At 74.3% G+C, this 23,474-nt stretch carries 23 protein-coding genes; 7 read left to right on the top strand and 16 right to left on the bottom strand.

Features of this window, described 5'->3' with window-relative positions; translation table 11 throughout:
- The 3 genes from ACYVJ4_RS04650 to ACYVJ4_RS04640 all read right to left on the bottom strand — a co-directional run.
- A partial coding sequence (locus ACYVJ4_RS04650; protein ID WP_460458945.1) for an HNH endonuclease signature motif containing protein occupies window positions 1-1,149 on the bottom strand: 1,149 nt, incomplete at its 3' end.
- Between the two features lie 102 nt (window positions 1,150-1,251).
- Window positions 1,252-1,551 (bottom strand): hypothetical protein, encoded by a 300-nt coding sequence (locus tag ACYVJ4_RS04645; RefSeq protein WP_460458944.1) that lies wholly within the window; start codon window positions 1,549-1,551, stop codon window positions 1,252-1,254.
- A gap of 13 nt (window positions 1,552-1,564) precedes the next feature.
- Window positions 1,565-3,343: a 3-hydroxyacyl-CoA dehydrogenase family protein gene (locus tag ACYVJ4_RS04640; protein WP_460458943.1), complete on the bottom strand. Its 1,779-nt coding sequence runs from the start codon at window positions 3,341-3,343 to the stop codon at window positions 1,565-1,567.
- A 99-nt stretch (window positions 3,344-3,442) separates the two neighbouring features.
- Between ACYVJ4_RS04640 and ACYVJ4_RS04635 the strand changes: the two genes are divergently transcribed.
- Together ACYVJ4_RS04635 and nucS are read left to right on the top strand one after the other, a co-directional pair.
- Window positions 3,443-4,165, top strand: coding sequence for a hypothetical protein (locus ACYVJ4_RS04635; RefSeq protein ID WP_460458942.1), 723 nt, complete (start codon window positions 3,443-3,445; stop codon window positions 4,163-4,165).
- Between the two features lie 16 nt (window positions 4,166-4,181).
- A complete protein-coding gene (nucS, locus tag ACYVJ4_RS04630; protein ID WP_460458941.1) occupies window positions 4,182-4,877 on the top strand; it encodes an endonuclease NucS in 696 nt (231 codons plus the stop codon).
- A 36-nt stretch (window positions 4,878-4,913) separates the two neighbouring features.
- Here nucS and ACYVJ4_RS04625 read toward each other — a convergent pair whose 3' ends face one another.
- Together ACYVJ4_RS04625 and ACYVJ4_RS04620 are read right to left on the bottom strand one after the other, a co-directional pair.
- Window positions 4,914-6,740, bottom strand: coding sequence for an ABC transporter ATP-binding protein (locus ACYVJ4_RS04625; RefSeq protein WP_460458940.1), 1,827 nt, complete (start codon window positions 6,738-6,740; stop codon window positions 4,914-4,916).
- Complete coding sequence (locus ACYVJ4_RS04620; RefSeq protein WP_460458939.1) at window positions 6,737-8,449, bottom strand: ABC transporter ATP-binding protein; 1,713 nt, start codon at window positions 8,447-8,449, stop codon at window positions 6,737-6,739. The genes ACYVJ4_RS04625 and ACYVJ4_RS04620 overlap by 4 nt, the downstream gene beginning before the upstream one ends.
- A gap of 108 nt (window positions 8,450-8,557) precedes the next feature.
- Between ACYVJ4_RS04620 and ACYVJ4_RS04615 the strand changes: the two genes are divergently transcribed.
- The gene (locus ACYVJ4_RS04615) at window positions 8,558-8,995 is read left to right on the top strand and encodes an organic hydroperoxide resistance protein (protein WP_460458938.1); all 438 of its coding nucleotides are present in this window, start codon (window positions 8,558-8,560) and stop codon (window positions 8,993-8,995) included.
- Window positions 8,996-8,999: 4 nt separating this feature from the next.
- Here the strand turns inward: ACYVJ4_RS04615 and ACYVJ4_RS04610 are convergent, their stop codons facing one another.
- Window positions 9,000-10,334 carry an APC family permease gene (locus ACYVJ4_RS04610; protein WP_460458937.1) on the bottom strand — a complete coding sequence of 445 codons (1,335 nt, stop codon included), beginning with the start codon at window positions 10,332-10,334 and terminating at the stop codon, window positions 9,000-9,002.
- A gap of 73 nt (window positions 10,335-10,407) precedes the next feature.
- Here ACYVJ4_RS04610 and ACYVJ4_RS04605 point away from each other — a divergent pair, with 73 nt between their 5' ends.
- Window positions 10,408-10,899 (top strand): DUF6328 family protein, encoded by a 492-nt coding sequence (locus ACYVJ4_RS04605; RefSeq protein WP_460458936.1) that lies wholly within the window; start codon window positions 10,408-10,410, stop codon window positions 10,897-10,899.
- Between the two features lie 24 nt (window positions 10,900-10,923).
- Here the strand turns inward: ACYVJ4_RS04605 and ACYVJ4_RS04600 are convergent, their stop codons facing one another.
- Entirely contained in the window at window positions 10,924-11,181 is a 258-nt protein-coding gene (locus ACYVJ4_RS04600) for a hypothetical protein (RefSeq protein ID WP_460458935.1), read from the bottom strand.
- A 115-nt stretch (window positions 11,182-11,296) separates the two neighbouring features.
- Window positions 11,297-12,679: a GNAT family N-acetyltransferase gene (locus ACYVJ4_RS04595; protein ID WP_460458934.1), complete on the bottom strand. Its 1,383-nt coding sequence runs from the start codon at window positions 12,677-12,679 to the stop codon at window positions 11,297-11,299.
- A gap of 33 nt (window positions 12,680-12,712) precedes the next feature.
- Between ACYVJ4_RS04595 and ACYVJ4_RS04590 the strand changes: the two genes are divergently transcribed.
- The gene (locus ACYVJ4_RS04590; protein WP_460458933.1) at window positions 12,713-13,873 is read left to right on the top strand and encodes a MalY/PatB family protein; all 1,161 of its coding nucleotides are present in this window, start codon (window positions 12,713-12,715) and stop codon (window positions 13,871-13,873) included.
- On the opposite strand, the gene ACYVJ4_RS04585 is transcribed toward ACYVJ4_RS04590, so the two are convergent.
- The 4 genes from ACYVJ4_RS04585 to ACYVJ4_RS04570 all read right to left on the bottom strand — a co-directional run bounded on the left by ACYVJ4_RS04585 (window position 13,860) and on the right by ACYVJ4_RS04570 (window position 19,697).
- Window positions 13,860-15,920, bottom strand: a complete 2,061-nt coding sequence (locus ACYVJ4_RS04585) for a protein meaA (RefSeq protein ID WP_460458932.1) — start codon at window positions 15,918-15,920, stop codon at window positions 13,860-13,862. The two genes, ACYVJ4_RS04590 and ACYVJ4_RS04585, sit on opposite strands and share 14 nt — an antisense overlap.
- Before the next feature lie 76 nt (window positions 15,921-15,996).
- Window positions 15,997-16,869, bottom strand: coding sequence for a GNAT family N-acetyltransferase (locus ACYVJ4_RS04580; protein ID WP_460458931.1), 873 nt, complete (start codon window positions 16,867-16,869; stop codon window positions 15,997-15,999).
- An 18-nt stretch (window positions 16,870-16,887) separates the two neighbouring features.
- Entirely contained in the window at window positions 16,888-18,762 is a 1,875-nt protein-coding gene (locus ACYVJ4_RS04575; RefSeq protein WP_460458930.1) for a Na+/H+ antiporter, read from the bottom strand.
- Window positions 18,763-18,827: 65 nt separating this feature from the next.
- On the bottom strand, window positions 18,828-19,697 hold the full coding sequence (locus tag ACYVJ4_RS04570) for a 3-hydroxyacyl-CoA dehydrogenase family protein (protein ID WP_460458929.1): 870 nt from the start codon (window positions 19,695-19,697) through the stop codon (window positions 18,828-18,830).
- A gap of 80 nt (window positions 19,698-19,777) precedes the next feature.
- Here ACYVJ4_RS04570 and ACYVJ4_RS04565 point away from each other — a divergent pair, with 80 nt between their 5' ends.
- On the top strand, window positions 19,778-20,104 hold the full coding sequence (locus ACYVJ4_RS04565) for a hypothetical protein (protein ID WP_460458928.1): 327 nt from the start codon (window positions 19,778-19,780) through the stop codon (window positions 20,102-20,104).
- A 7-nt stretch (window positions 20,105-20,111) separates the two neighbouring features.
- Here the strand turns inward: ACYVJ4_RS04565 and murA are convergent, their stop codons facing one another.
- Complete coding sequence (gene murA, locus ACYVJ4_RS04560; protein WP_460458927.1) at window positions 20,112-21,398, bottom strand: UDP-N-acetylglucosamine 1-carboxyvinyltransferase; 1,287 nt, start codon at window positions 21,396-21,398, stop codon at window positions 20,112-20,114.
- A gap of 25 nt (window positions 21,399-21,423) precedes the next feature.
- Between murA and ACYVJ4_RS04555 the strand changes: the two genes are divergently transcribed.
- Complete coding sequence (locus ACYVJ4_RS04555; RefSeq protein WP_460458926.1) at window positions 21,424-22,026, top strand: cob(I)yrinic acid a,c-diamide adenosyltransferase; 603 nt, start codon at window positions 21,424-21,426, stop codon at window positions 22,024-22,026.
- 4 nt (window positions 22,027-22,030) lie between these two features.
- On the opposite strand, the gene ACYVJ4_RS04550 is transcribed toward ACYVJ4_RS04555, so the two are convergent.
- From ACYVJ4_RS04550 to ACYVJ4_RS04540, 3 genes are all read right to left on the bottom strand, one after another.
- Window positions 22,031-22,474 carry a DUF2550 domain-containing protein gene (locus ACYVJ4_RS04550; protein WP_460458925.1) on the bottom strand — a complete coding sequence of 148 codons (444 nt, stop codon included), beginning with the start codon at window positions 22,472-22,474 and terminating at the stop codon, window positions 22,031-22,033.
- A gap of 13 nt (window positions 22,475-22,487) precedes the next feature.
- A complete protein-coding gene (locus tag ACYVJ4_RS04545; protein ID WP_460458924.1) occupies window positions 22,488-22,757 on the bottom strand; it encodes a F0F1 ATP synthase subunit epsilon in 270 nt (89 codons plus the stop codon).
- 62 nt (window positions 22,758-22,819) lie between these two features.
- Window positions 22,820-23,431 (bottom strand): hypothetical protein, encoded by a 612-nt coding sequence (locus ACYVJ4_RS04540; RefSeq protein ID WP_460458923.1) that lies wholly within the window; start codon window positions 23,429-23,431, stop codon window positions 22,820-22,822.
- Window positions 23,432-23,474 lie beyond the last annotated feature (43 nt).

Below are 23,474 nucleotides of genomic sequence, written 5' to 3'. Positions count from 1 at the left end.
GACGTGGCGGTGGTGGCGCCCGCACACCAGGGTCCCGGTGGACACGGACGTCTTCCCGCCTCGCGAGAAGGGTGTCGTGTGGTGGACGTCGCACCAGGCCGGTGGAGCGGTGCAGCCGGGGAAGGTGCAGTGCTGGTCCCGGACGGCGATCGCGAGGCGCTGCTTGGCCGGGAAGGGGTACTGGGTGCGGCCGACGTCGAGGGGGTTGCCGACCTGATCGAGCAGGATCGGGACCATCTCGGCGGTGCAGCTGATCTCGGCCAGCGCCGCTGACGAGAGGTGCTGGCCGTCGGGCAGCTCGGCCGGCAGCAGCCCCTGTTGTGCCTCGCCGCTCAGGGCGGCGGCGAACGTCTCGCTCGAGACGGTCACGACGACCCGGTAGGCGGAGCCGTGCGAAGTCGGCAGCAGCCCTGGCTGGGCGACCGCTTCCTCAGCCAGGCGGTGCAGGGCGTCGTGGCGGCGCTGCGCGCCGGTGCGCGGGTCGGGCGTCCCGTCCGCGGCAGGCTGCGGCGCGGACCAGGCGTCGACCGCGGCCTTCAACGCGGCCCCGGCTCGCTTGGTCAGCAGTGCTTCCAGGTGCCACATCCCGGAGTCCATCGGCACCAGGGTCACCCCACGCACCTGCTCCTGACGGTGCTCGTCGCAGGCGAGCCGGTCGTCGGCATCCGGGTCCATCGAGGCGCGCACCTTCGCCGCGATCTTGGCCAATGCCTTCGGGTCGAGCCGGTCGGTCTCGCCCAGGAGCAGGGCCTGGACCTGCTCGACCGCCTCGTCCGGAACCACGCCGGCCGGTACCTGCGGCGGCAGAAGCGCTGCGACGGTGGAGGCGATGACATCCGCCTGCTCGCCGCTGATCACCCCGGCCATCAGGGCCTCGCGGGTCGGCGCCAGCTCCGGCGCGGCGGGCGAGCGGTAGAACGCCTCGGCCCGCGCGGCGATCCGCGCCGCTTCACCCGGGCTCGCTGTCGGCAGCTCCCGGCGCAGCCACGCCGCCAGGTCACGACACCCGGCCTGCCGCGGCAGCCCGCGCTGCTGGGCTTCCGCCGCGAGCTGGATCTTGGCGACGTGCGCCATCCGCTCGACGTGGTCGTGACGGCGCAGCTCGGCCCCCAGCGCGTCCCCCGCGAGCTGCCACGTCGCCGTCGTCATGCATCACAACCTACCGACGGCCACCGACAGAACCGTTGCCCCGCAACGGATCTGTGGAGAAACAGCCATACGGATCACTGATGCCCCGGCGGGTGCCACGCCTCAGCGCGGACGTCGGCGCGACCGCGCGGCCCAGCACGGCGTGTGCCAGTGCCGGCGGTCGGTCAGCGAGTCGGCGTCGCTGCGAGCGCCGTCCGCCGGCCAGGCGACGACGTGCGCCTGCCCCGGCTGCACCTCCTGCGCGCAGCCCGGGCACCGGTAGGTCTTGGTGGCCAGCGGTCCGGCGACGGCGCGGACGAACCACTCGCCGTCCGGCCCCTGCTCGCGCCGCGCGCCACCGCCGAGCGCGCGGCCGAGGTCGAGCTCGGCCTCGTCGCGGCGGCGACGGTTGGCGCGGGGCACGGACGGTCCGCCGTCAGGAGTAGGTGCGGAAGCCGCGCCCGGTCTTGCGTCCCAGGTACCCCGCCGTGACGAGCTGCTCGAGCAGCGGCGCGGGCGAGAAGCCCCGCTCGCGGAACTCGAGGTACAGCTCGCGCTGGATCGCCAGCGACACGTCGAGCCCGACGACGTCCAGCAGCTCGAACGGCCCCATCGGGTACCCGCAGCCGGTCTTCATCGCGGTGTCGATGTCGTCGGTGGTGGCGTAGTGCGCCTCGAGCATCTTCACCGCGTCGTTGAGGTACGGGAACAGCAGCGCGTTGACGATGAACCCGGCGCGGTCGCCGCACGTCACGGGGTGCTTGCCGACCGTGCGGCAGACGTCGACCACGGTGGCGACGACGTCCTCGGACGTCGACACCGTGTGCACGACCTCGACCAGCTTCATGATCGGGGCGGGGTTGAAGAAGTGCATGCCCACGACGTCGCGCGGTCGGGACGTCGCCGCCGCGCACTCGACGACGGGCAGCGACGAGGTGGTGGTCGCCAGGACAGCGCCGGGCTTGCAGATCTCGTCGAGGTTCTCGAACAGCGCCTGCTTGACGCTGAGCTCCTCCACGACGGCCTCGACGACGAGGTCGGCGCCGGCGAGGTCCTCGAGCCGGGTCGAGCCGGTGACCCGGGCCAGCGCGGCGTCGCGGTCGGCGGCCTCGAGCTTGCCGCGCTGCACGGCCTTCTCCAAGCTCTTGCCGATCGTCGCCTGCACGGCCGCGACCTTCTCGCTGCCGCGCGCCACGAACGTCACGTCGTAGCCGCCCTTGGCGAACACCTCGACGATCCCGGTGGCCATGGTGCCGCTGCCGACGACGCCGACGGTGCGCACCGGGCGCAGCGCCTCGTGCCCGCCGGCCGTCTCGCGCGGCGTCAGCAGGTCGTCGACGACGGCGCTCGAGCCGGCCTCGGCGTAGGTGTAGAAGCCGCGGCCGGTCTTGCGGCCCTTCAGACCCGCCGTGACCATCTGCTTGAGCACCGGGCTCGGCGCGTGCAGGCGGTCGCGGCCCTGCTTGTACATCGTGTCGAGGATCTCGTACGCGGTGTCCAGACCGATCAGGTCCATCAGCGCCAGCGGGCCCATGGGCAGGCCGCAGCCGAGCTGCATCGCGGCGTCGATGTCCTCGCGGGTGGCGTAGCGCGACTCGAACATCGAGACCGCGTGGTTCAGGTAGCCGAAGAGCAGCGCGTTCGCGATGAAGCCCGCCTTGTCGCCGACGACGACCGGCATCTTGCCCAGCCGCGCGGCCAGCGCCTTGACGTCGTCGACCACGTCGTCCTCGGTGACCACGGTGCGGATCACCTCGACGAACTTCAGCACCGGCGCCGGGTTGAAGAAGTGCATGCCGACGACGCGGCGCGGGTTGGCCGTGGCGACCGAGATCTCGGTGACCGACAGCGAGGACGTGTTGGTGGCCAGGATCGCGTCCGGCCGCACGACGGTGTCGAGCTTGCCGAAGATCTCACGCTTGAGGTCGAGGTGCTCGGGCACCGCCTCGACAACCAGGTCGCAGCCCGCCAGGTCGTCCAGCGACCCGGCGAAACGCACCCGCCCGACGAGCTCGGCCTGCTCGGCCTCGGTGAGCTTGCCACGGGCGACCGCGCGCCCGGTCGAGTGCTCGAGGTGGCCGCGGCCGCGCTCCAGCCCGTCCGCGTCGGCCTCGACCGCGACGACGTCCAGCCCGTTGCGGGCGAACACCTCGACGATCCCGGCACCCATCGTGCCCAGGCCCACCACACCGATCGTGCTCAGCTCACGCGCCATCGCGTCGTTCCTCCTCGCTCGCCTGCGTCGCCGTGCATCCTCCCATCCCTGAGTACGCGTGCTCAGGCCGGACGACGAGAGGTCGGACACACTGGCAGGGTGTCGACGCCCGTCCAGGTCCTCCAGGACCGCTACGCGAAGCGGCGCCGCCTGCCCGGGTGGGCCAAGGTGGTGATCGTGCTCGCCGTCGTGCTCGTCCTGGCCTTCCTGGCCGTCGTCGGCCTGTTCGTCTGGGCCATGTCGGGGGGGTGGGACGGCCTGCGCCCCGGCGCGAGCGCCGACAGCCGCAAGGTCGTCAAGGCCCGGCAGAGCGCGGGCGGTCAGCTCGACGTGCTCGCGGCAGGCACCGTCCAGCTGGTCGGCGCCGGCGAGCCGGTCGCCCGGCTGCGCTACGACCACTGCTACGAGGGCCAGAACAACTGGAAGGTGCACGACGGGTACACGCTGCGGTGCGAGCTGGTCGAGCTGGTCGTCGTCCAGGCCCCCGGCGGCGACGTCACCGCCACCGCCGCCCACCTCGCGCGCACGGTCACGGCAGCCGGCTGGACGTCGTACGGCGTGGCCGACGACATGACCAGCCCGCCCGACCCCGACCGCAGCTACCAGCAGCAGACCCGCTCGGCCCACTACCAGCGCGAGGGCGAACGCCACCAGCTCGACCTCGTCGTCACCAGCAGGGGGGACACCCCCTTCCTAGCCACGAACCCCCTGGTGTCGGACCACGTCGTCAGCGGCGACCCGGACGCCCTGCAGGCGGCGCTCGCGGCCGACGGGCTGAAGGTCGTGGCCACCACGTCCCTGCGCTACTTCGACGACAGCTGAGGTTAGGCTCTCGCGCGTGCGTCTCGTCATCGCCCGCTGCTCGGTCGACTACGTCGGCCGGCTCACCGCCCACCTCCCGCTCGCGACGCGGCTGCTGCTCGTCAAGGCCGACGGCAGCGTGCTGGTGCACTCGGACGGCGGGTCCTACAAGCCGCTGAACTGGATGAGCCCGCCGTGCGCGCTGTCGGTCGGCCCGGCGTCCGAGGTCGACGCGGCCGAGGGCGTCACCGAGGTGTGGACGGTGCAGCACGCCAAGTCCGACGACGCCCTGACGGTGCGGGTGCACGAGGTGCTGCACGACTCCGCGCACGAGCTCGGCGTCGACCCCGGGCTGGTCAAGGACGGCGTCGAGGCGCACCTGCAGCACTTGCTGGCCGAGCAGATCGAGACCCTCGGCGACGGGTACACCCTGGTGCGCCGCGAGTACATGACGGCGATCGGGCCGGTCGACATCCTGTGCCGCGACGCGGCCGGCGCCTCGGTGGCGGTCGAGATCAAGCGGCGCGGCGAGATCGACGGCGTCGAGCAGCTGACCCGCTACCTCGAGCTGATGAACCGCGACCCCTTGCTGGCGCCGGTCAGCGGCGTCTTCGCGGCGCAGGAGATCAAGCCGCAGGCCCGCACGCTGGCGCAGGACCGCGGCATCCGTTGCGTCACGCTGGACTACACCGCGCTGCGCGGCCTGGACGACGTCGAGTCGCGCCTGTTCTGACCCGCGCGCCCGAGCCGTCGGCCCGGTGCCGCGGGCTCAGACCAGCGAGTCGGCCCACTGGCGGTGCAGCGTGGCGTAGCGGCCGCCGGACCCGATCAGGTCGTCCGGCGCGCCGTCCTCGACCACCCGCCCCGCCTCGAGCACCAGGACGCGGTCGGCGATCTCGACGGTCGAGAGCCGGTGGGCGATGATCACCGCCGTGCGGTCGGCCAGGATCGTGCGCAGCGCCTGCTGCACCAGCCGCTCGCTCGGGATGTCGAGCGAGGACGTCGCCTCGTCGAGCACCAGCACCGCGGGGTCGGCCAGGAACGCGCGGGCGAACGACACCAGCTGGCGCTGCCCGGCCGAGAGCCGGCCGCCCCGCTTGCGCACCGGGGTGTCGTAGCCCTGCGGCAGCGCCGAGATGAAGGCGTGCGCGCCGATCTCGCGGGCGGCCTCCTCGACCTCCGCGCGGGTGGCGCCCGGGCGGCCGAACGCGATGTTGTCGGCGACCGTGCCGGTGAACAGGAAGCTCTCCTGCGTCACGGTGACCACGGCACGGTGCAGGTCGCGGTCGTCGAGGTCGTGCAGGTCGACGTCGTCGAGCGAGACGGTGCCGCGCACGGGGTCCCAGACCCGGCCGACCAGCCGGGCGATGGTGGTCTTGCCGGCGCCCGTGCGACCGACGAGCGCGACGGTCTGGCCCGCGGGGACGTGCAGGTCGAGGTGCGGCAGCACCACCTGCTCGCCGTAGGCGAACTCGACGCCGCGCAGCCGCAGGTCGCCGCGCGCGTGCTCGAGCCGCCGGGGCTCGCCCGCCTCGGCCACCGACAGGGGCTCGTCGAGGACGCCCGACAGCTTCTCGAGCGCGGCCGTCGCGGACTGGAACGAGTTGAAGAACTGCGAGAGGTCCTGCAGCGGGTCGAAGAACCGGCGCAGGTAGAGCAGGAACGAGGTCAGCACGCCGACCTGCAGGTGCCCACCCAGCACCCGGTGCCCGCCGTACAGCAGCACCAGGCCCACCGTGACGTTGCCGACCAGCTTGATGCCCGGCGTGTAGATCGCGATGAGGTCGAACGAGCGCTTGGTGGTGACGCGGTAGCGCTCGTTGAGACCGACGAAGATCTCGTCGTTGCGGGGCTCGCGGCGGAACGCCTGCACGGCCCGCAGCCCGTTGAACGTCTCGACGAACTGCACGATCACCTGGGCGACTGCCTCGCGCGAGGCGCGGTAGGCCTTGCCCGACTCGCGCCGGAACCACTGGGTCAGCCACAGCAGCGGCACGAAGGACGCCAGCCCGACCAGCGCCAGCGGCACGTCGAGCAGCAGCATCGTCACGCCGATGGTCAGGATCGACAGCCCCGCCACGACCACCGACTGCACGCCGTTCTCGAGGAACTCCGAGATGGCGTCGACGTCCGAGGTCTGGCGCGAGATGACCCGGCCCGAGGTGTACGTCTCGTGGAACGCCTGCGACAGCCGCTGGAAGTGGTCGAAGACGCGCCGCCGCAGGTCGAGGACGACGTCCTGCCCGATCCGCGCGGTGAGCACCAGGAAGGCGCGCTCGGTGACCACCTGGACGACGGCCGCCACCGCGAGCACCACGACGACCGTGACCAGCGGCCCGGCGTCGCGCCCGTGCAGCAGCGGCGGCACGCCGCGGTCGATGCCCAGGCCGACGAGGTACGGGCCGGCCAGCGACGCGAGGTTCTGCACCACGATGAGGACGACGAGCCAGCCGATGGCGCGCCGGTGCGGTCGCAGCACGCTGCGCAGCAGGCGCCCGGTGCGGGCCTGCAGCAGCGCGGACACGCTGGCGCTGACGTCCTCGGTGCGCTCGGCGGCCACGCCGCGCCAGGCGGTGGTCTGGTCGGTACCGCTCACGACGCCCGCACCTCCTGCTCCTGGCCCAGCAGGTCGGCGTACTCGGGCACGGTGGCCATCAGGTGCGAGTGGGTGCCGACGGCGTGCACGCGCCCCTCGTGCAGCAGCGCCACGCGGTCGGCGAGCGCCACGGTGCTCGGCCGGTGCACGACGACGATCGCGGTGGTGGTGGCCAGGACCCGCGCGAGGGCCTGCTCGACGAGGTGCTCGGTCTCGACGTCCAGGGCCGAGAGCGGGTCGTCGAGCACCAGCACGGATGGCCGGCCGATGACGGCGCGGGCGAGGGCGAGCCGCTGGCGCTGCCCGCCGGACAGCGACATGCCCTGCTCGCCCACCCGGGTGTCGAGCCCCCACGGCAGGTCGTGCACGAAGCCTGCCTGGGCGAGCTCGAGCGCCTGCTCCACGTCGGCGTCGGTGGCGTCGGGGTGCCCGAGCGTGACGTTCTCGCGCACGCTGGCGGAGAACAGGATCGGCTCCTCGAACGCCGTCGCCACGGCTCGGCGCAGCGAGCTCAGGGTGAGGTCGCGGACGTCGTCCCCGTCGACCGTCACACGCCCGGACGTGACGTCGGCCAGCCGCGGCACCAGCATCGCGAGCGTGGTCTTGCCCGACCCGCTCGCGCCCACCAGCGCGAGGGTCTCGCCGGGCCGCACCTCGAGGTCGACGTCGACGAGCACGGGCGAGTCGCTGCCCGGGTGGGTGAAGCCGACGCCCTCGAACCGCACCAGCCCGCGCGGGGCGGCGAGCTCGTGGGCACCGGGGCGGTCGGCGATGTCGGAAGCGGTGTCGAGCACCTCGTACACGCGCTGGGCGGCGGTGGCGGCCTCCTGCGCGGCCGCGAGGATGAACCCGAGCGACTCGACCGGCCAGACCAGCTGCAGCACCAGGGTGATGAACGCGACCAGGCCGCCGAGCGTGAGCCGGCCCGAGCCCACCGCCAGCGCACCGAGCAGCAGCACGACCACGAGGGCCGCGTTGGGGATGAGGTCGAGGAAGGCGACGAACCCGCCGCGCAGCCGGGCCTTGTCGAGCTGGCTCTCGCGCACCGCGAGGGCTCCCTCGTCGAACTGCTCGACCACGAGCTCGCGCCGGCCGAAGGCCTTGATCACCCGCAGGCCGGTGGCCGCCTCCTCGATCGTCGTGGCCAGGTCGCCCTGCTGGTCCTGCACCCGGCGCGACACGGCGCGGTAGCGGCGCTCGAACCGCGCGCACAGCGGCACCACCGGCAGCAGGCAGACCGCGACCACGGCACCGAGCAGCGGGTCCATGCGCACCAGCAGCACGATGATCGTGGCGAAGGTGGCGATGTTGACGATGAGGAACACCAGGCCGAAGCCGGTGAAGCGCCGGATCGCCGCCAGGTCGGACGTCGCGCGCGAGAGCAGCTGGCCGGACTGCCAGCGGTCGTGGAACGACGGCGGCAGCTGCTGCAGGTGCCGGTAGAGGTCGTCGCGCATCTGCTTCTCGATGCCGAGCGTCGCGGTGTTCTGCACCCAGCGGCGCACGAAGATCAGCACCGCCTCGGCCACGCCCAGGGCCAGGGCCAGCAGGCCGAGCGGCGTGATGCCGGACCGGTCGCCGTGCGCGATCGGCCCGTCGACCACGCGCTGGGTGACCAGCGGCACCACGATGCTGGCGCCGACCCCGACGAGCGCGGCACCCACCATGACCACGAGCCGGGCGAGGTACGGCCGGACGTAGGGCCGCATCCGCCACAAGGATGCAGTGGCCCCGGGCGATCGGGGCGGGGCGGCGGGATTCACTTAGCCTGACGATACACCGGGAACAATCCGGACGGCCGGGCTGCTGACGCGATCATGACGACGACTCCCGAGAAGATCCTGTACACGGCCCGTGCGACGGCGAAGGGCGGGCGCCGCGGCCACGCCGCCACGGACGACGGGGAGGTCGACGTGCAGCTCACCGCGCCCGTCGAGCTGGGCGGACCCGGCACCGGCACCAACCCGGAGCAGCTGTTCGCCGTGGGGTACGCCGCGTGCTTCAACGGCGCGCTCGCCCTGGTGGCCAAGGCTGCCGGCGTCGACGCGAGCGAGTCGCGGGTGCGCGCGAACGTCGGCTTCGGCCCGGAGGGCGGCGGGTACGTCATCACGGTCGACCTCGAGGCCGAGGTGCCCGGCGTCGACCTGGTGACCGCGCAGCAGCTCGTCGACAAGGCCCACGAGGTCTGCCCGTACTCGCGCGCGACGGCCGGCAACGTGCCGGTGAGCGTCACGGCGGTCGAGTCGCTGGGCTGACCCGTCACGGCGTCGCACCGCCGCCCAGCTCGCAGGCCGCGAGCCCGGGCGGCGGTGCCGCGTCGGCGGCCGGACGCGCCCGACGCGCGCGCGACCCCGCCCACGACGCGTACCCCAGCGCCACGAGGGCGACCCCGAGCGCCCAGACCACGCGCGGCCCGGTCAGCAGCAGCAGGCCCGAGGTGGCCACGACCGAGACGCACGCCGCGACGTGGGCCCGGCTGCGCCGTGGCAGCAGCCGCACCGCCGCCGCGGTGCTGAGCACGTACACCAGCGAGAACTGGCCGGTGACCAGCAGCACCGAGGTGTGCAGGTCGAGCCAGCCCAGCGCCGTGGCGGCCAGCGACGCCATCGCCAGCACCGTCACGACCAGCAGCGAGCGCCGCGGCACCTCGCCCGTGGCGCTCCCCCGGGCCAGCCACGACGGCAGTGCGCCGTCGCGACCGAGCGCGGCCCCCAACCTCGACGCGCCGGCGAGGTAGGCGTTCATCGCGCCCAGCGTCAGCAGCAGGGCGATGACGGTCATGACGACGCGGGCCGACGGCCCGAGCGCGACCGCCAGCAGGTCGGCGAGCGGCGCCGGGCTGGTGCTCGCCGCCGGCCCGAGCACCGCCAAGCTCGCCGCGACCACCCCGAGGTAGAGCACGCCCACCACGACCACCGCCGCCGCCGTGGCGCGCGGGATGTCGCGCGCGGGGCGCCGGTACTCGCCGGACAGCGACGTCACGGCCTCCCAGCCGGCGAAGCCCCACACCACCAGCGCCGCGGCCGGGCCGACCGCCGTCCAGCCGTGCGGGGCGAACGGCCTCAGGTGGGCCAGGCTCGCGTGCGGCAGCGCGACCAGCGTGGTGACGAGCAGCACCGCCGCGAGGGTGCCGGACATCACGAGCGAGGCCCGCCCAGAGACCCGCAGCCCGAACGCGTTGCCGACCGCCACCACGACGATGATCGCCCCCGCCGTGACCAGGGTCGTCGTCCGGCCACCGCCCCACACCCCGGCCACGTAGCCGCCGGCGAAGGCGGCAGCCGGCGGCGCGGCCAGCGGCACCGCGAGGTAGAACGACCAGCCCACGACGGCAGCCGCGCGGCCGCCGAACGCCGCGCGCACGTAGGTGGAGACGCCGCCCGCGTCCGGCGAGCGGGTGCCCAGGGCGGCGAACGTGGCGGCGAGCGGCACCGAGACCAGCACCATGAGCACCCAGGCCACGAGTGACGCCGGCCCGGCCACCTGGGCCGCCAGCGCCGGCAGCGAGATCACCCCGGTGCCCAGCACCGCACCGACGGTCAGGGCCGCCCCCTGCACCGCCGTCAACCGACCGCTGACCTCGTCGTCCGCCACCTGCCGGACGCTACGGACGACCACCGACAACGACCGCTGGCCCGGTCCGGCGCGCGTCGCTACCGTCGGCGGGATGGGCGAGGAGCAGCCGCCGGGTGACGACCGCGGCGAGTCGCGCGACCAGAAGCTCGACCGCAACTGGATGGAGCTGCTGCAGGAGCTGCGGGTGAGCCAGACCGGCGTGCAGATCCTCGCCGGGTTCCTGCTGACCCTGCCGTTCCAGGCCCGGTTCGCCGGCATCGGCGGCTACGAGCGGGCCCTGTACCTCGTCACCGTCGTCGTGGCCTGCACGGCGACCGTGCTGCTCATCACGCCGGTGGCGATCCACCGCGCGCTCTTCCGCCGGCACGAGAAGGACCGTCTCGTCGAGGCGGGCGACCGGCTGGCGCGCGCCGGCCTCGCCGCCCTGGGTCTGGCGGTGAGCGGCGTCGTGGCGCTGGTGTTCACCGTCGTGGTCGGCGACGTGCCCGGCGCGATCGCCGGGCTGGTGCTGCTCACGGCCATCACGACGTTCTGGTGGTTCGTGCCCCGTCGGTTGCGGCACACCAGGATCGACGGCCGCTGACGGCCTGCCGAGCGCGCTCCCGCGTCAGCCCAGGTACGTCGTGGGGTCGGGCCGCGGCGTCGTGCGCAGGGCGTCGTCGCGGACGTCGACGACGACCCCGCGCCCGGTGCGCTGGTGCTGGCGCTCGAGCGCCGCGATCAGCGAGGCGCTCTCGGCGAGCTCGTCGTCGTCGGCGCCGACGCGCAGCAGGGACAGCCGCTCGGCGTAGGCGCTGGCGAGCCGCTGCACGACCGTGCGCGGGCGCTCGGCGCTGGCCGGGGGGCGAGGATCGAGGGTGGTCATGGCGGGCCTCCGTCCGCAGGGGGAACGGTGGCGCGCTGGCTGGACCACGTGCCGCCAGTTGACCACAGGGCCCGGATCGGGCGCAATGCCCGGCCCGCGCGCCCGCACGCGACGATCAGGCGGGCACGAGGTGCACGTGCGTGGTGACGCGCCGGTACCCCAGCCGCGCGTACAACCCGCTCACGGTGTCGTCGCAGTGCAGCCAGGCCACGGGCGAGCGCTGCAGCGCGCGGCGCGTCGCGAGCGCCGACACCGCCAGGCCCCACCCCTCGCCGCGGCGCTCGGGGCGCACCGTGATGCCGCCGACGTAGGTCGTGCCGGCCAGGTCGCGCAGCCGGGCGCAGGCGATCGGCGCGCCCCGCTGGCGGACGACGACGAACTCGCGGTCGGGCAGGCCGAGCTGGCCGTCGACGACCGGTCCCAGCTCGGTCCCGAACACCTCGAGGAACTCCGCCACGTCGCGCGCCGGCACCAGCTCGACGGTGCCCTCGGCCGTCGTGGGCACGACGACCTCCGGCGGCTGCTCGCACACCCACGCGCCGTGCCGCATCGCCTCGGCCAGGCCGGCGCGCGTCGCGACCTCGTCGGCCCACGCCTCCCCCACCACCAGGTGCCAGGACCCCGGCGACCGCGAGCCGAGCCACCCGGTGACGGCGTCGAGCAGCGCGGGCGACGGCGCGACGCCGAGCCCGGTGAGCGAGGCCTGGGTGGCCCAGGCGAACGGCATCGGCAGGTGCGCGCAGGCGATGCCGTCGACGTCCGCGTAGGCGGCGCCGGGCAACGGCTCGACGCCGGACGGCGGGCGGTTGCGCTCGGCGTCCGCGCGGTCGACGAGCTCGGCGAGGTCGCCGGGGTAGGCGTCGTGGCCGAGCTGCGGCGCGCGGCGGGGCCAGCTCAGCAGCCGCCAGCCGTCGGCGTCCGCCTCGAGCTCGACGACGCCGCAGTTCGGCACGCCCGAGGCGCGCGAGCGGTCGTCGCGGACGTTGCTCGCCAGCCACGGCAGGGCGAGCGACATGACGCCGCCGTGGCTGACGACGACCACGGTCTCGCCGCGGTGCAGGTCGGCCAGGTGGTCGAGCGCGGCGCGCACCCGGTGGACGACGTCGCGGCCGGACTCGGCGCCGGGCAGCGCCGCGTCCAGCGTGCCGTCGAGCCACTCGCCGAACACGCCGTCGACGCGGGCCCAGTCCTCGTCGGTGCCGCTGCCCTCGCAGTCGCCCAGCTCGAACTCGCGGACGTCGTCGAGCGTGGTGACCGGCCCGGCGTCGAGCGCGTCGGCCAGCACCTCGGCCGTCTGCTGCGCGCGCAGCAGCGGGCTGGCGTACACGCGGGCCACGCGGCGCTCGGCCAGCAGGGCGGCGGCCTGCGCGGCCTGCTCGCGCCCCGCGGCGGTCAGCGGTCCGCCCGGCGCGGCCGACGAGAGCCGCCGCGAGACGTTGCCCTCGCTCTGCCCGTGGCGCACCACGAGGACGGTCGCCGGGCACTGGAGGTCGCTCACGCCGTCCACGCTAGCGACTGGCACGATCGGCGGATGGACCCGCGCACCGAGCTCGTGGACCTCACCGACGACGAGCTGCGCCGGCGGGGCGGGCTGAAGTGGACCTACCCGCCGGACGACGTGCTGCCGGCCTGGGTGGCCGAGATCGACGTCGCGCCCGACCCGGTGGTGGTCGGCGCGGTGGTCGAGGCCCTGGCCGGCGGTCTCACCGGGTACCCGCCCACCGACGCGACGAGCGGCGTGCCGGACGCCCTGGCTGCGTACGCCGAGCGGCAGTGGGGCTGGGGGCTCGAGCCGTCCCGGGTGGTGCTGACGCAGGACGTCATGCACGGCGTCCACCTCGCCCTGACGACGCTGTGCGAGGACGCGCCCGTCGTCGTCCCGACGCCGACCTACCCGCCCTTCCTGGACGTCGTCCCGATGGCCGGCCGCGAGCTGGTGCCCGTGCCGCTCGACCCCGACGCCGAGGTGGCGGCCCTCGACCTCGACCGGGTGGACGCCGCCCTGTCCGCCGGAGCGCGCACCGTGCTGCTCTGCAACCCGCACAACCCTTGGGGGAGAGCCTTTCCCGCGGCCGAGCTGACCGCGCTGCTCGAGGTCGTGCGACGCCACGGCGCCCGCGTGGTGAGCGACGAGATCCACGCCGGACTGGTGCACCCCGGCTTCGAGCACGTGCCGTTCGCGACGCTGCCCGGGGCCGACGAGGTCACGACGACGGTGCTGTCGGCCAGCAAGGCCTGGAACCTGCCGGCGCTGAAGTGCGCCCAGCTCGTGACCGGCAGCGCGGCCGACACGGCGGCGCTGCGCGGCGTGCCGATGGTCGCGAACCACGGGACGTCGTCGCTCGGCATCGTCGCGGCCGTGGCCGCGTACACCGGCGGCCAGCCCTGGCTCGACGCCTGGGTCGAGCGGCTGGCCGAGACCCGCGACGCGTTCGCCGCCGCCGTCGCCGAGCAGCTGCCCCTGGCCCGGCTGCGCCCGATGGAGGCCACCTACCTGGCCTGGCTCGACGTCCGGGCGTACGGGCACGACGACCCCGCCGCCGCCGCGCTGCGCGAGGGCCGGGTCATGGTCAACGACGGGCGCACGTTCGGCCCCGGCGGCGAGGGCCACGTGCGGGTCAACCTCGCGACGTCGGTCGAGCGCGTCGGCCGGCTGGTCGACCGGCTGGCGGAGGGCCTCAGGCCGGCGTGAGCTCCAGCGGGGCGAGGCCTCGCGCGCGCCGCACCACGCCGACGATCTCTCCCATCATGCCGGTGAGCCCGAAGTCCTTGGGGGTGAACACCGCCGCGACGCCGAGCTCGCGGAGCGCCCGCTCGTCGGACTCCGGGATGATGCCGCCGACGACCACCGGCACGTCGCCGGCACCCGCGTCGCGCAAGCCGTCGAGCACCGTCGGCACGAGCTCCATGTGCGAGCCCGACAGCACCGAGAGCCCGACGCAGTGCACGTCCTCGGCCACGGCCGCCGCGACGATCTGCGAGGGCGTCAGCCGGATGCCCTGGTAGACCACCTCGAACCCGGCGTCGCGCGCCCGCACCGCGACCTGCTCGGCGCCGTTGCTGTGGCCGTCCAGCCCGGGCTTGCCGACCAGCAGCCGCAACCGCTCGCCCAGCTCGTCGGACGTCGTCCGCACCGCCGCGCGCACCCGGGCCAGCTCGTCGCTCACCTCGGCCACGCCGACCGAGCCGCTCACCCCGGTGGGCGCGCGGTACTCGCCGAACTGCTCGCGCAGCGCACCCGCCCACTCCCCCGTGGTGATGCCGGCGCGCGCGCACTCGAGCGTCACGTCGTAGAGGTTTCCGTCAGTGGCGGCGGCGTCGCGAAGTCGTTGCAGCGCAACGCTCGCGGCTTTCGCTCGCTCAGGGTCGGCGTCCCGCTCGTCGCGCCACGCCCGCACCGCCTCGGCCGCGTGCCGCTCGACGTCCTTGTCGACCGTCTGGATCGCGGTGCCCAGGTCGGCCGTGAGCGGGTTGGGCTCGGTCGAGGTGAACTTGTTGACGCCGACGACGACGTCCTCGCCCGACTCGATCCGGCTGCGGCGCACCGCGTGCGAGGCCACGAGCGCGGACTTCATGTACCCGCTCTCGACCGCCGCGACGGCGCCGCCGAGCTCGGCGACGCGGGCCATCTCGGCGCGCGCGCCCTCGACGATCTCGGCCACCTTGGCCTCGACCACCGTGCTGCCGGCGAACAGGTCGTCGTGCTCGAGCAGGTCGGACTCGTAGGCCAGCACCTGCTGGATGCGCAGCGACCACTGCTGGTCCCAGGGACGGGGCAGGCCGAGCGCCTCGTTCCAGGCCGGCAGCTGCACGGCGCGGGCGCGCGCGTCCTTGCTCAGGGTGACCGCGAGCATCTCGAGCACGATGCGCTGCACGTTGTTCTCGGGCTGGGCCTCGGTGAGCCCCAAGGAGTTCACCTGCACGCCGTACCGGAACCGCCGCGCCTTGGCGTCGTCGACGCCGTACCGCTCGCGGGTCAGCTCGTCCCACAGCTGCACGAAGGCGCGCATCTTGCACATCTCCTCGACGAACCGCACGCCGGCGTTGACGAAGAACGAGATGCGCGCGACGACGTCCGCGAACCGGTCCGGCGGCACTTGGCCGCTGTCGCGCACGGCGTCGAGGACGGCGATGGCCGTCGACAGCGCGAACGCGACCTCCTGCACGGGCGTCGCGCCGGCCTCCTGCAGGTGGTAGCTGCAGATGTTGATCGGGTTCCAGCGCGGCACGTGCTGCACCGTCGAGGCGATCATGTCGGTGATCAGCCGCAGGCTCGGCGCCGGCGGGAAGGCGTACGTGCCGCGCGACAGGTACTCCTTGATGATGTCGTTCTGCGTGGTGCCGGACAGCTGCCGGACGACGTCCGCCGGGTCCTCGCCAGCCGCGAGCGCCTGCTCCTCGGCCGTCACCTGGTACAGCGCGAGCAACCACATCGCGGTGGCGTTGATGGTCATCGAGGTGTTCATGGTCGCCAGCGGGATGCCGTCGAAGAGCTGGCGCATGTCGCCGAGGTGGCTGATCGGCACGCCCACCTTGCCGACCTCGCCGCGGGCGAGCTCGTGGTCGGGGTCGTAGCCGGTCTGCGTGGGCAGGTCGAAGGCGACCGACAGCCCGGTCTGGCCCTTCTCCAGGTTGCGCCGGTACAGCGCGTTGGACGCGGCGGCGCTGGAGTGGCCGGCGTACGTGCGCATCACCCAGGGCCGGTCGCGCTCCGGTCGTGCTGGCTGCTGCTCGGGCACGGCTCCTCCTCAGGACTCGCCTGGAACCGTACCCGCGGGTAACCGCCCGCGGAACGCCCGCGGACGGTGAGGGTCGTCACGTCGCGGTGGCGGGCCCGTCGTCCGGCGCTGGGGGCTCGGCGATGCCGGACGTCGCCACCCGGCGGAACCCGACCCGCTCGTACACCCGGGCCACGTCGTCGTCCTGGGCCGACAGGAACACCGTGCGGTGACCGCGGTCCAACGCCTCGCGGGCGAGCACCGCGGCCATCGCCGCGCCGATGCCCCGGCGGCGCACGGTGGGCAGGGTGGCGATCCCGACGAGCTCGGCCACGCCGAGCGCGTGCTGGTAGCCGCCGACGCCGACCGGGCCGTCGGCGGTCCGCGCGACCGACCGCCCCTGGTCGCCGGTGCGCAGCGCCTCGCGCACCCGCTCGACGCGGGCCGGGTCCTGCTCGGCCGCCGCGGCGTCGCGGGCCTCGACGCCCTGCTCGCCGACCCGGGTGCCGATGCCGGCGCCGAAGGCGACGTGGGCCACGGCCTCGGCGAGCGCCAGGTCGTCGTCGTCCGGCTGCCCGACGGCCACGTCGACGCCGTCGACCGGCAGCGGCGTCCAGGCGGCGGGGTCGAGCACCATGAGCGGGCAGCGCTGCACGGCGAGGCCGGCCTGCTCGACCGCGGTGGTCAGCGACGGCGTCAGGTCGTGCACCCACTCGACCTGACGCGGCACGCCGAGCTCGTCCATGCGGGCGAGCACCGCGCGGACGTCGTCGACGCCGACCTCGACGTCCGGCGCGGCCGGCCGGGCGTAGTAGGGCCAGCCGGCGCCCTCGCGGACGAACAGCACGAGCGGACCGAGCACCTCCGCCCGCGCGCCCTTGCGGGGCACGGCGTCGTAGAACGCCTCGATCTGCTGCAGCACGGGGACGTCGGCGCCGGCGTCGGCGTCGGGCTCACGGGTGTCGGTCACGGGCGACGATCCTGCCAGTCAGCCGAGCAGCTCGTCGACGTAGCACCAGCGCCAGTGCTCGTGCGGCTCGAAGCTGCGCATCACCGGGTGGCTGCGGTCCTCGTGGAAGTGCTTCTCGGCGTGCTGCTCGGGCGAGCTGTCGCAGCACCCGACGTGCCCGCAGGTCAGGCACAGCCGCAGGTGCACCCACGTCGTGCCGTCGCGCAGGCACTCCTCGCAGCCCTCGGGCGTGCGGGGCTTGACGAGCGTCGGCGCCTCCATCAGGTGCTCGCAGCCCTGCGCGCTGCGGGCCGGGGCCAGCCGCTCGGCCACCCGCTCGTTCGACAGCTCGGCCCGGTCGAGCAGCGACTCCTCGACGTCCAGCATCGCCGTGACGGCGCGCAGCACCTCGTCGTCGTACCGGCCCTCGTCGCGCGCCTCGATCAGCGCGCTGCGCTCGGAGTCGAGCATCGCGAGCCGCAGCCGCAGGTAGGTGGCCGTGGGCGGCTCGTACTCCTCGTGCGGGCGGCCCAGACGTTCCCAGGCCCGGTCGGCGCGGCCGGTCGACTTGCTGCGCAACGACTCCACGACGTCCTCGGGGTCGTCGTCGGTGCGCTCGTCGTCCAGCCGCTCCACGCCCGCGCGCGCCACCTCGCTGAGCAGCGCGGCCTGGGCCAGCGCGTCCTCGGCCGGGTCGGGACCGGGCAGCCCGAGCCGTCGGGCCAGCCCGGGCAGCGTCAACCCCTGCAGCGCCAGGGTGCCCACCACGACGACGAACGCGACGAGCAGCAGCACCCCGCGCCGCGGCGTCTCGGGCGGCAGCGACAGCACGGCGGCCAGGGTGACCACGCCGCGCATGCCGGCCCACGCGACGAGGGTCGACGACCGCAGGGTCCAGTCGGCGTCGCCCGACACCGGCTTGCTGATCGCCTGCCGGATCCCGTACGACACGAACACCCAGACGAAGCGCGCCACGAGAACGACCACCAGCACGCCCAGGCACACGACGGCCAGCGTGCCGTCGTCCAGCTCGGCCCGCGCCTGCTCGACGACGAACGGCGTCTGCAGGCCGATCAGCAGGAAGACCGCGTTCTCCAGGAGGTACTGCACGGTGCGCCAGTTGCTCGCCTCGGCCAGCCGCGAGGCGCCGGACTGCAGCAGGTGCGACTTGTGGCCCAGCACCAGGCCGGTGACGACCACCGCCAGCACGCCGGACGCGTGGATCTCCTCGGCCGCCAGGTAGGCGACGAAGGGTGCGACCAGGCTGAGCGTGGTGTCGGGCACCGGGTCGTGCACCAGCCGGCGGACCTTGGCGAACACGAAGGCCACGGCCATGCCGGCCAGGAAGCCCCCGAGGCTGGCCACGACGAAGTCCCAGCCCACCTGCCAGACCGTCACCGACGTGACGACGGCCGTGCGCGCGGTGTTCAGCGCGACGAGCGCGGTGGCGTCGTTGACCAGGCTCTCGCCCTCCAGGATCGACACGATCCGGCGCGGCATGCCGACCCGGCGGGCGATCGAGGTGGCGGCGACGGCGTCCGGCGGGGCGACGACGGCGCCGAGCGCGAAGGCCGCCGCGACGCTGAACGGCTCGGGCACCAGCCAGAGCGCGACGAGGGCGACGGCCGCGGTGGTGAACAGCGTGGCGCCCACCGACAGCAGCCCGATCGACGAACGGTTGGCCCGGAAGTCCACCAGCGACGTGCGGATCGCCGCGGCGTACAGCAGCGGTGGCAGCACGCCGACCAGCACCAGCTCGGGCTCGAGCCGCACGTCGGGGACGAACGGCAGGTAGGCGCCCACGACCCCGACGCCGACCAGCACCAGCGGCGGCGAGGCGCCGAACCGCGTGGCGACACCGGCGACGGCGACCACCACGAGGGCGAGGGCGACGAGGGCGAGGGCGGTGTGCACGCGCCCATCATCGCGGTCGGACGACGTCCCTGCCCGCAGCGGGTCAGCGGGCCGTCAGCGGTGCGTCACTCGTAGGAGTAGAAGCCCCGGCCGGACTTGCGGCCGATGTCGCCCGCGGTGACCATGCGGTTCAGCGTCTCGGGCGGGTTGAACTTCTCGTCCTGGGTCTCGGTGTAGATGTTGCGCGCCGCGTTGCGCAGGATGTCGACGCCGGTCAGGTCGGCCGTCGCGAGCGGGCCCATGGCGTGGCCGAAGCCGAGCTTGCAGGCGACGTCGACGTCCTCGGCGGTCGCCACGCCGTTCTCGACCAGCTTCACGGCCTCCACGACGAGCGCGGCCACGAGGCGCGTGGTGACGAAGCCGGCGACGTCGCGGTTGACCACGATGCACGTCTTGCCGACGCCCTCGGCGAACGCGCGGGCGGTGGCCAGCGTCTCGTCGCTGGTCTTGAAGCCGCGCACCAGCTCGCAGAGCTGCATCATCGGCACCGGGGAGAAGAAGTGCGTGCCGACGACGTCCTGCGGCCGCTCGGTGGCGGCGGCGATCTGGGTGATCGGGATGGCCGAGGTGTTCGTCGCGAGCACGGCGCCGTCGCGGCAGATCCGGTCGAGGTCGGCGAAGAGCGCGTTCTTGACGTCGACGGACTCGAACGCGGCCTCGACCACCAGGTCGGCGTCGTGCGCGGCGTCCAGGTCGGTGGTGAGGGTGATCCGCCCGAGGGCGGCCTCGGCGTCCTCGGCGGTCAGCCTGCCCTTGGCCACGAACCGGTCGTACGAGGTCGCGATGGCGGCCCGGCCGCGCTCGAGGGCGGCGTCGGTGACGTCGCGCAGGACGACCTGGTGGCCGGCCTGCGCGCTGACCTGGGCGATGCCCGAGCCCATGAGCCCGGCACCGACGACGGTGATCTTCTGCTGCTGCGACGTGGCCTGCGACATGGCGAGGACTGTAACGGCCAGCGCGTCACCCGCCGGGCACCGGCCTGGCGCTGGCCCGGCACCGGGCGGACACTGGCCCGGTGCCGCAGTGGGGCAGCTACTCCTTCGTCTACGGCCCGCTGGTCGCGTTCGCCGCCATCGGGGTCATCGTGCTGCTGCTGCGCTGGACCTTCCGCCGCGGCTCGTCGCTGGTGGCGGCGCCGCCACGGCCGGGCGCTCCCGACGAGTACGGCCTGCTGGTGCCGGTGGCCTCTCCCCCGACCTTCGCCGAGGCCGAGCTGATCAAGGCCCGGCTGGTCGGGCAGGGCGTGCGGGCCACCCTCGCGCCGACGACCGACGGCCCGCGCGTGCTGGTCTTCCGCGACGAGCTGCGCACCGCCGAGGCGTTGCTGCGCGGCCCTCGCTGACCACGCGCTAGCCGCCGGCGAAGCCGATCTCGACGACCTGCTCGCGCACGACGTCCGCCCCCAGCGCGCGCAGCTGGGCGTCGAACCCCGGGTAGCCGCGGTCGACGTGCCGCACGCCCTCGACGGTGGTGACGCCGTCCGCCGCCAGCCCGGCCAGCACGAGCGCCGCGGCCGCCCGGATGTCGCTGCCCACCACGGGGGCGGCCGACAGCCGCTCGCGGCCGCGCACGAGCGCGTGGTGCCCGTCGACCCGCACGTCCGCGCCGAGCCGGGCCAGCTCGGACGCCGTGTGGAACCGCGCCTCGAACAGGTTCTCGGTGACCATGGCCGAGCCGTCGGCGAGCGCGTCGTACACGAGCGCGAACGGCTGCAGGTCGGTCGGGAAGCCGGGGAACGGCAGGGTCATGACGTCGAACGCGCGCGGGCGGCGGGGGCAGGTCACCTGCACGCCGTCCGGACGCCGGTCGACGACCACGCCGGCGTCGGTGAGCTTGTCGAGCACGAACCCGAGGTGGCGCGGGTCGAAGCCGGTGACCGTGACGTCGCCGCGGGTCAGCGCGGCGGCGAACACCCAGGTGCCCGCGGCGACGCGGTCGCCCACCACCTCGTGCTCGACCGGGTGCAGCGCGTCGACGCCGGTGACGACGAGGGTCGAGCTGCCGATCCCCTCGACCTCGGCGCCCATCGCGACGAGCAGCTGGCACAGGTCGACGATCTCGGGCTCGCGGGCGGCGTTCTCGACCACCGTCGTGCCGCGGGCCAGGACGGCGGCCATCAGCACGTTCTCGGTGGCGCCGACCGACGGGAAGTCCAGCGAGATGGGCGCGCCCACCAGCCCGTGCGGCGCCTGCGCGACGAGGTAGCCGTGGTCGACGTGCACGCTGGCACCCAGCCGGGTCAGGCCGTCCGCGTGCAGGTCCAGTCCCCGCGAGCCGATCGCGTCGCCGCCGGGCACCGCGACGTCCGCGATCCCGCAGCGCACGGTGAGCGGCCCCAGCACGCTGATCGAGGCGCGCATGGCCCGCACCAGCTCGTAGTCGGCGCGGTGGCCGAGCTGCTCCGGGACGTCGATCTCGACCCGGCCGCCGGCGACGTCGTGCTCGACCGTGCAGCCCAGCCGGCGCAGCAGCTCGGCCATGATCGCGACGTCGACGATGTCGGGCACCCGGGTCAAGGTCGTGCGCCCGACGGCCAGCAGCGCCGCCGCCATCAGCTTCAGCGCGCTGTTCTTGGCGCCCGCCACGGCGACCTCGCCGACCAGCGGGGCGCCGCCGACCACCCGGAACCTCTCCACGAGCGGCCAGGCTAGTGTGCCGTGCATGGTCGTGCTTTCGCGCATCTACACCCGCACCGGCGACGACGGGACGACGGCGCTGGGCGACTTCAGCCGCACGCCGAAGACCGACGTCCGGTTGCAGGCGTACGCCGACTGCGACGAGACCGGCGCCGCGGTGGGCCTGGCCGTCACGTGCGGCGAGCTCCCGGAGGCCCTGGTGCCGCTGCTGCAGCGCGTGCAGAACGACCTGTTCGACGTCGGCGCCGACCTGTGCACCCCGCTCGCGGAGTCCTACGAGCACCCACCGCTGCGGGTGCAGGAGGCCTGGGTCGCCGAGCTGGAGCAGGCCTGCGACACCTTCGGCGAGGAGCTCGAGACGTTGCGCTCGTTCGTCCTGGCCGGTGGCACGCCCGGGTCGGCGCACCTGCACGTCGCGCGCACCGTCGCCCGCCGGGCCGAGCGCTCGACCTGGGCCGCGATCGAGGCGTACGGCACCGAGGCGCCGGGGGGCGTGAACCCGCTGACGGCGCAGTACCTCAACCGGCTGTCGGACCTGCTGTTCGTGCTGGCCCGGTACGCCAACCACGGGCGCGGCGGGGACGTGCTGTGGCAGCCCGGCGGCGGCCGCGAGGCCCCGCCCGCCTGAGCCGTCAGGCCACCGAGACGTTCTGGCCGGGAGGCGCGGCCTCGAGCCACGAGGCGAAGCCGGTGTACGACTGCTCGCTCATGGCGAGCTCGACGAACCCCCGACCGCGACGACATCGCACGACGACGAAGCCGCTCATCACCGAGAAGGCCTCGGCACCGTGCGGGATGCGGCGCTCCTGCACCATCAGGTCGCTGCGCTGCAGCACCTGACGCGGGCGCACCGAGACGCCGAAGACCCGGAACCACTCGATCCGGTCGGCCTCGTAGCGGGCGACCCCGAGGGCCCAGCCCTTGCCGTGCGCGCCGGACGCGGTGCGCAGCGAGCAGTCGAAGGCCCCGATGCCCCGCGCGAGCCAGCGGCGGCGCAGGACGACGGCCACCAGGGCCGCCACGACGAGGACCAGGAGCGCGCCGACGACCTCCAGCGGGATGAGGAGGTCGCCCACGAGCCGGCTGCCGTCAGTTGGCGCTGTCGGCGCCGAGACGAGCCGTCTCGGCCACGATCGTCACCCGGTCGTGGTCGACCGAGAGGAACCCGCCGTCGACCTGGGCGACCACGCGCTCGCCCTCGCCGTCGATGCGGACCTCGCCCTCGACGAGCACCCCCAGCAAGGGCGCGTGACCGGGCAGGATGCCGATCTCGCCGTCGGTGGTGCGGGCGACGACGGTGCTGGCCTCGCCCGCCCAGACCTGTCGGTCTGCGGCGACGAGCTCGACGGTGAGCGCCACGGTGGTCCTTCCGTCCGGGGAACCTCCAGCCTACCGGGTGCGCCGCCGTGCTCGTGCACCGGTCAGGCGGCGGTTCCCCCGTACGAGGCCTGCAGCGCAGCGCCCACGCGCGCCGCGTCGGCGGCGACGACGTCCGCCGGCGCGGGCGGCAGCAGGTCGTCCCAGACGACCAGGAACGAGCCGCGCAGCTGGCCGAAGCCCGCCGGGCGGGCGAAGAAGAACACGTGCAGGTGCGCGCCGCCGTCCCCGATCCGCATGACGTGGCAGCGGGCGACGCCGTCCAGCCCCTCGACCGCCCTTGCCACGTGCACCGCGAGGACGCCGAGCTCGGCCGCGAGCGCGTCCGGCAGGTCGACCAGGTCGTGGTGGTCGAACGGCTCGAGGATCATCACCAGCGGCGCCCCGCTGGGCTCGAGCGCCTTGAGCCGCCAGCGGTCGTCGCGCCACACCTCGCGCTCGACGACGTCCCGGCCCTGGGCACAGGCACCGCAGGGTCGCTCGCCCTCGCCGCCGCGGGACGCCTCGGGCAGCTCGGCAGCCTCCAGCCGGCGCACCTGCAGCCCCTCGGTCTCGAACGGGAACGTTCCCCACGACGTCATCGAGGCCATCGCGGCCCGCTGGTGGCCGTCCCACCCCGCCGTCACCCGCGCGTAGAACTCCTGCGTCGTCTCCACAGCCCCGACCCTACCGACGCCGAGCAGACCCGGGCGGCAAGCG

The sequence above is a fragment of the Angustibacter peucedani genome, from assembly GCF_054779595.1.
The sequence above is the reverse complement of the archived record's forward strand: the minus strand, read 5'-3'. Positions and strand labels throughout refer to the sequence as shown.

What these genes read in the sequence shown, in the direction of transcription:
- ACYVJ4_RS04620 (WP_460458939.1), bottom strand. Translation starts at nt 8,449, where the DNA reads ATGCGGCCCTACGTCCGGCCGTACCTCGCCCGGCTCGTGGTCATGGTG.
- ACYVJ4_RS04555 (WP_460458926.1), top strand. Translation starts at nt 21,424, where the DNA reads ATGGTCGTGCTTTCGCGCATCTACACCCGCACCGGCGACGACGGGACG.
- ACYVJ4_RS04590 (WP_460458933.1), top strand. Translation starts at nt 12,713, where the DNA reads ATGGACCCGCGCACCGAGCTCGTGGACCTCACCGACGACGAGCTGCGC.
- ACYVJ4_RS04600 (WP_460458935.1), bottom strand. Translation starts at nt 11,181, where the DNA reads ATGACCACCCTCGATCCTCGCCCCCCGGCCAGCGCCGAGCGCCCGCGC.
- ACYVJ4_RS04640 (WP_460458943.1), bottom strand. Translation starts at nt 3,343, where the DNA reads ATGGCGCGTGAGCTGAGCACGATCGGTGTGGTGGGCCTGGGCACGATG.
- ACYVJ4_RS04605 (WP_460458936.1), top strand. Translation starts at nt 10,408, where the DNA reads ATGGGCGAGGAGCAGCCGCCGGGTGACGACCGCGGCGAGTCGCGCGAC.
- ACYVJ4_RS04570 (WP_460458929.1), bottom strand. Translation starts at nt 19,697, where the DNA reads ATGTCGCAGGCCACGTCGCAGCAGCAGAAGATCACCGTCGTCGGTGCC.
- ACYVJ4_RS04615 (WP_460458938.1), top strand. Translation starts at nt 8,558, where the DNA reads ATGACGACGACTCCCGAGAAGATCCTGTACACGGCCCGTGCGACGGCG.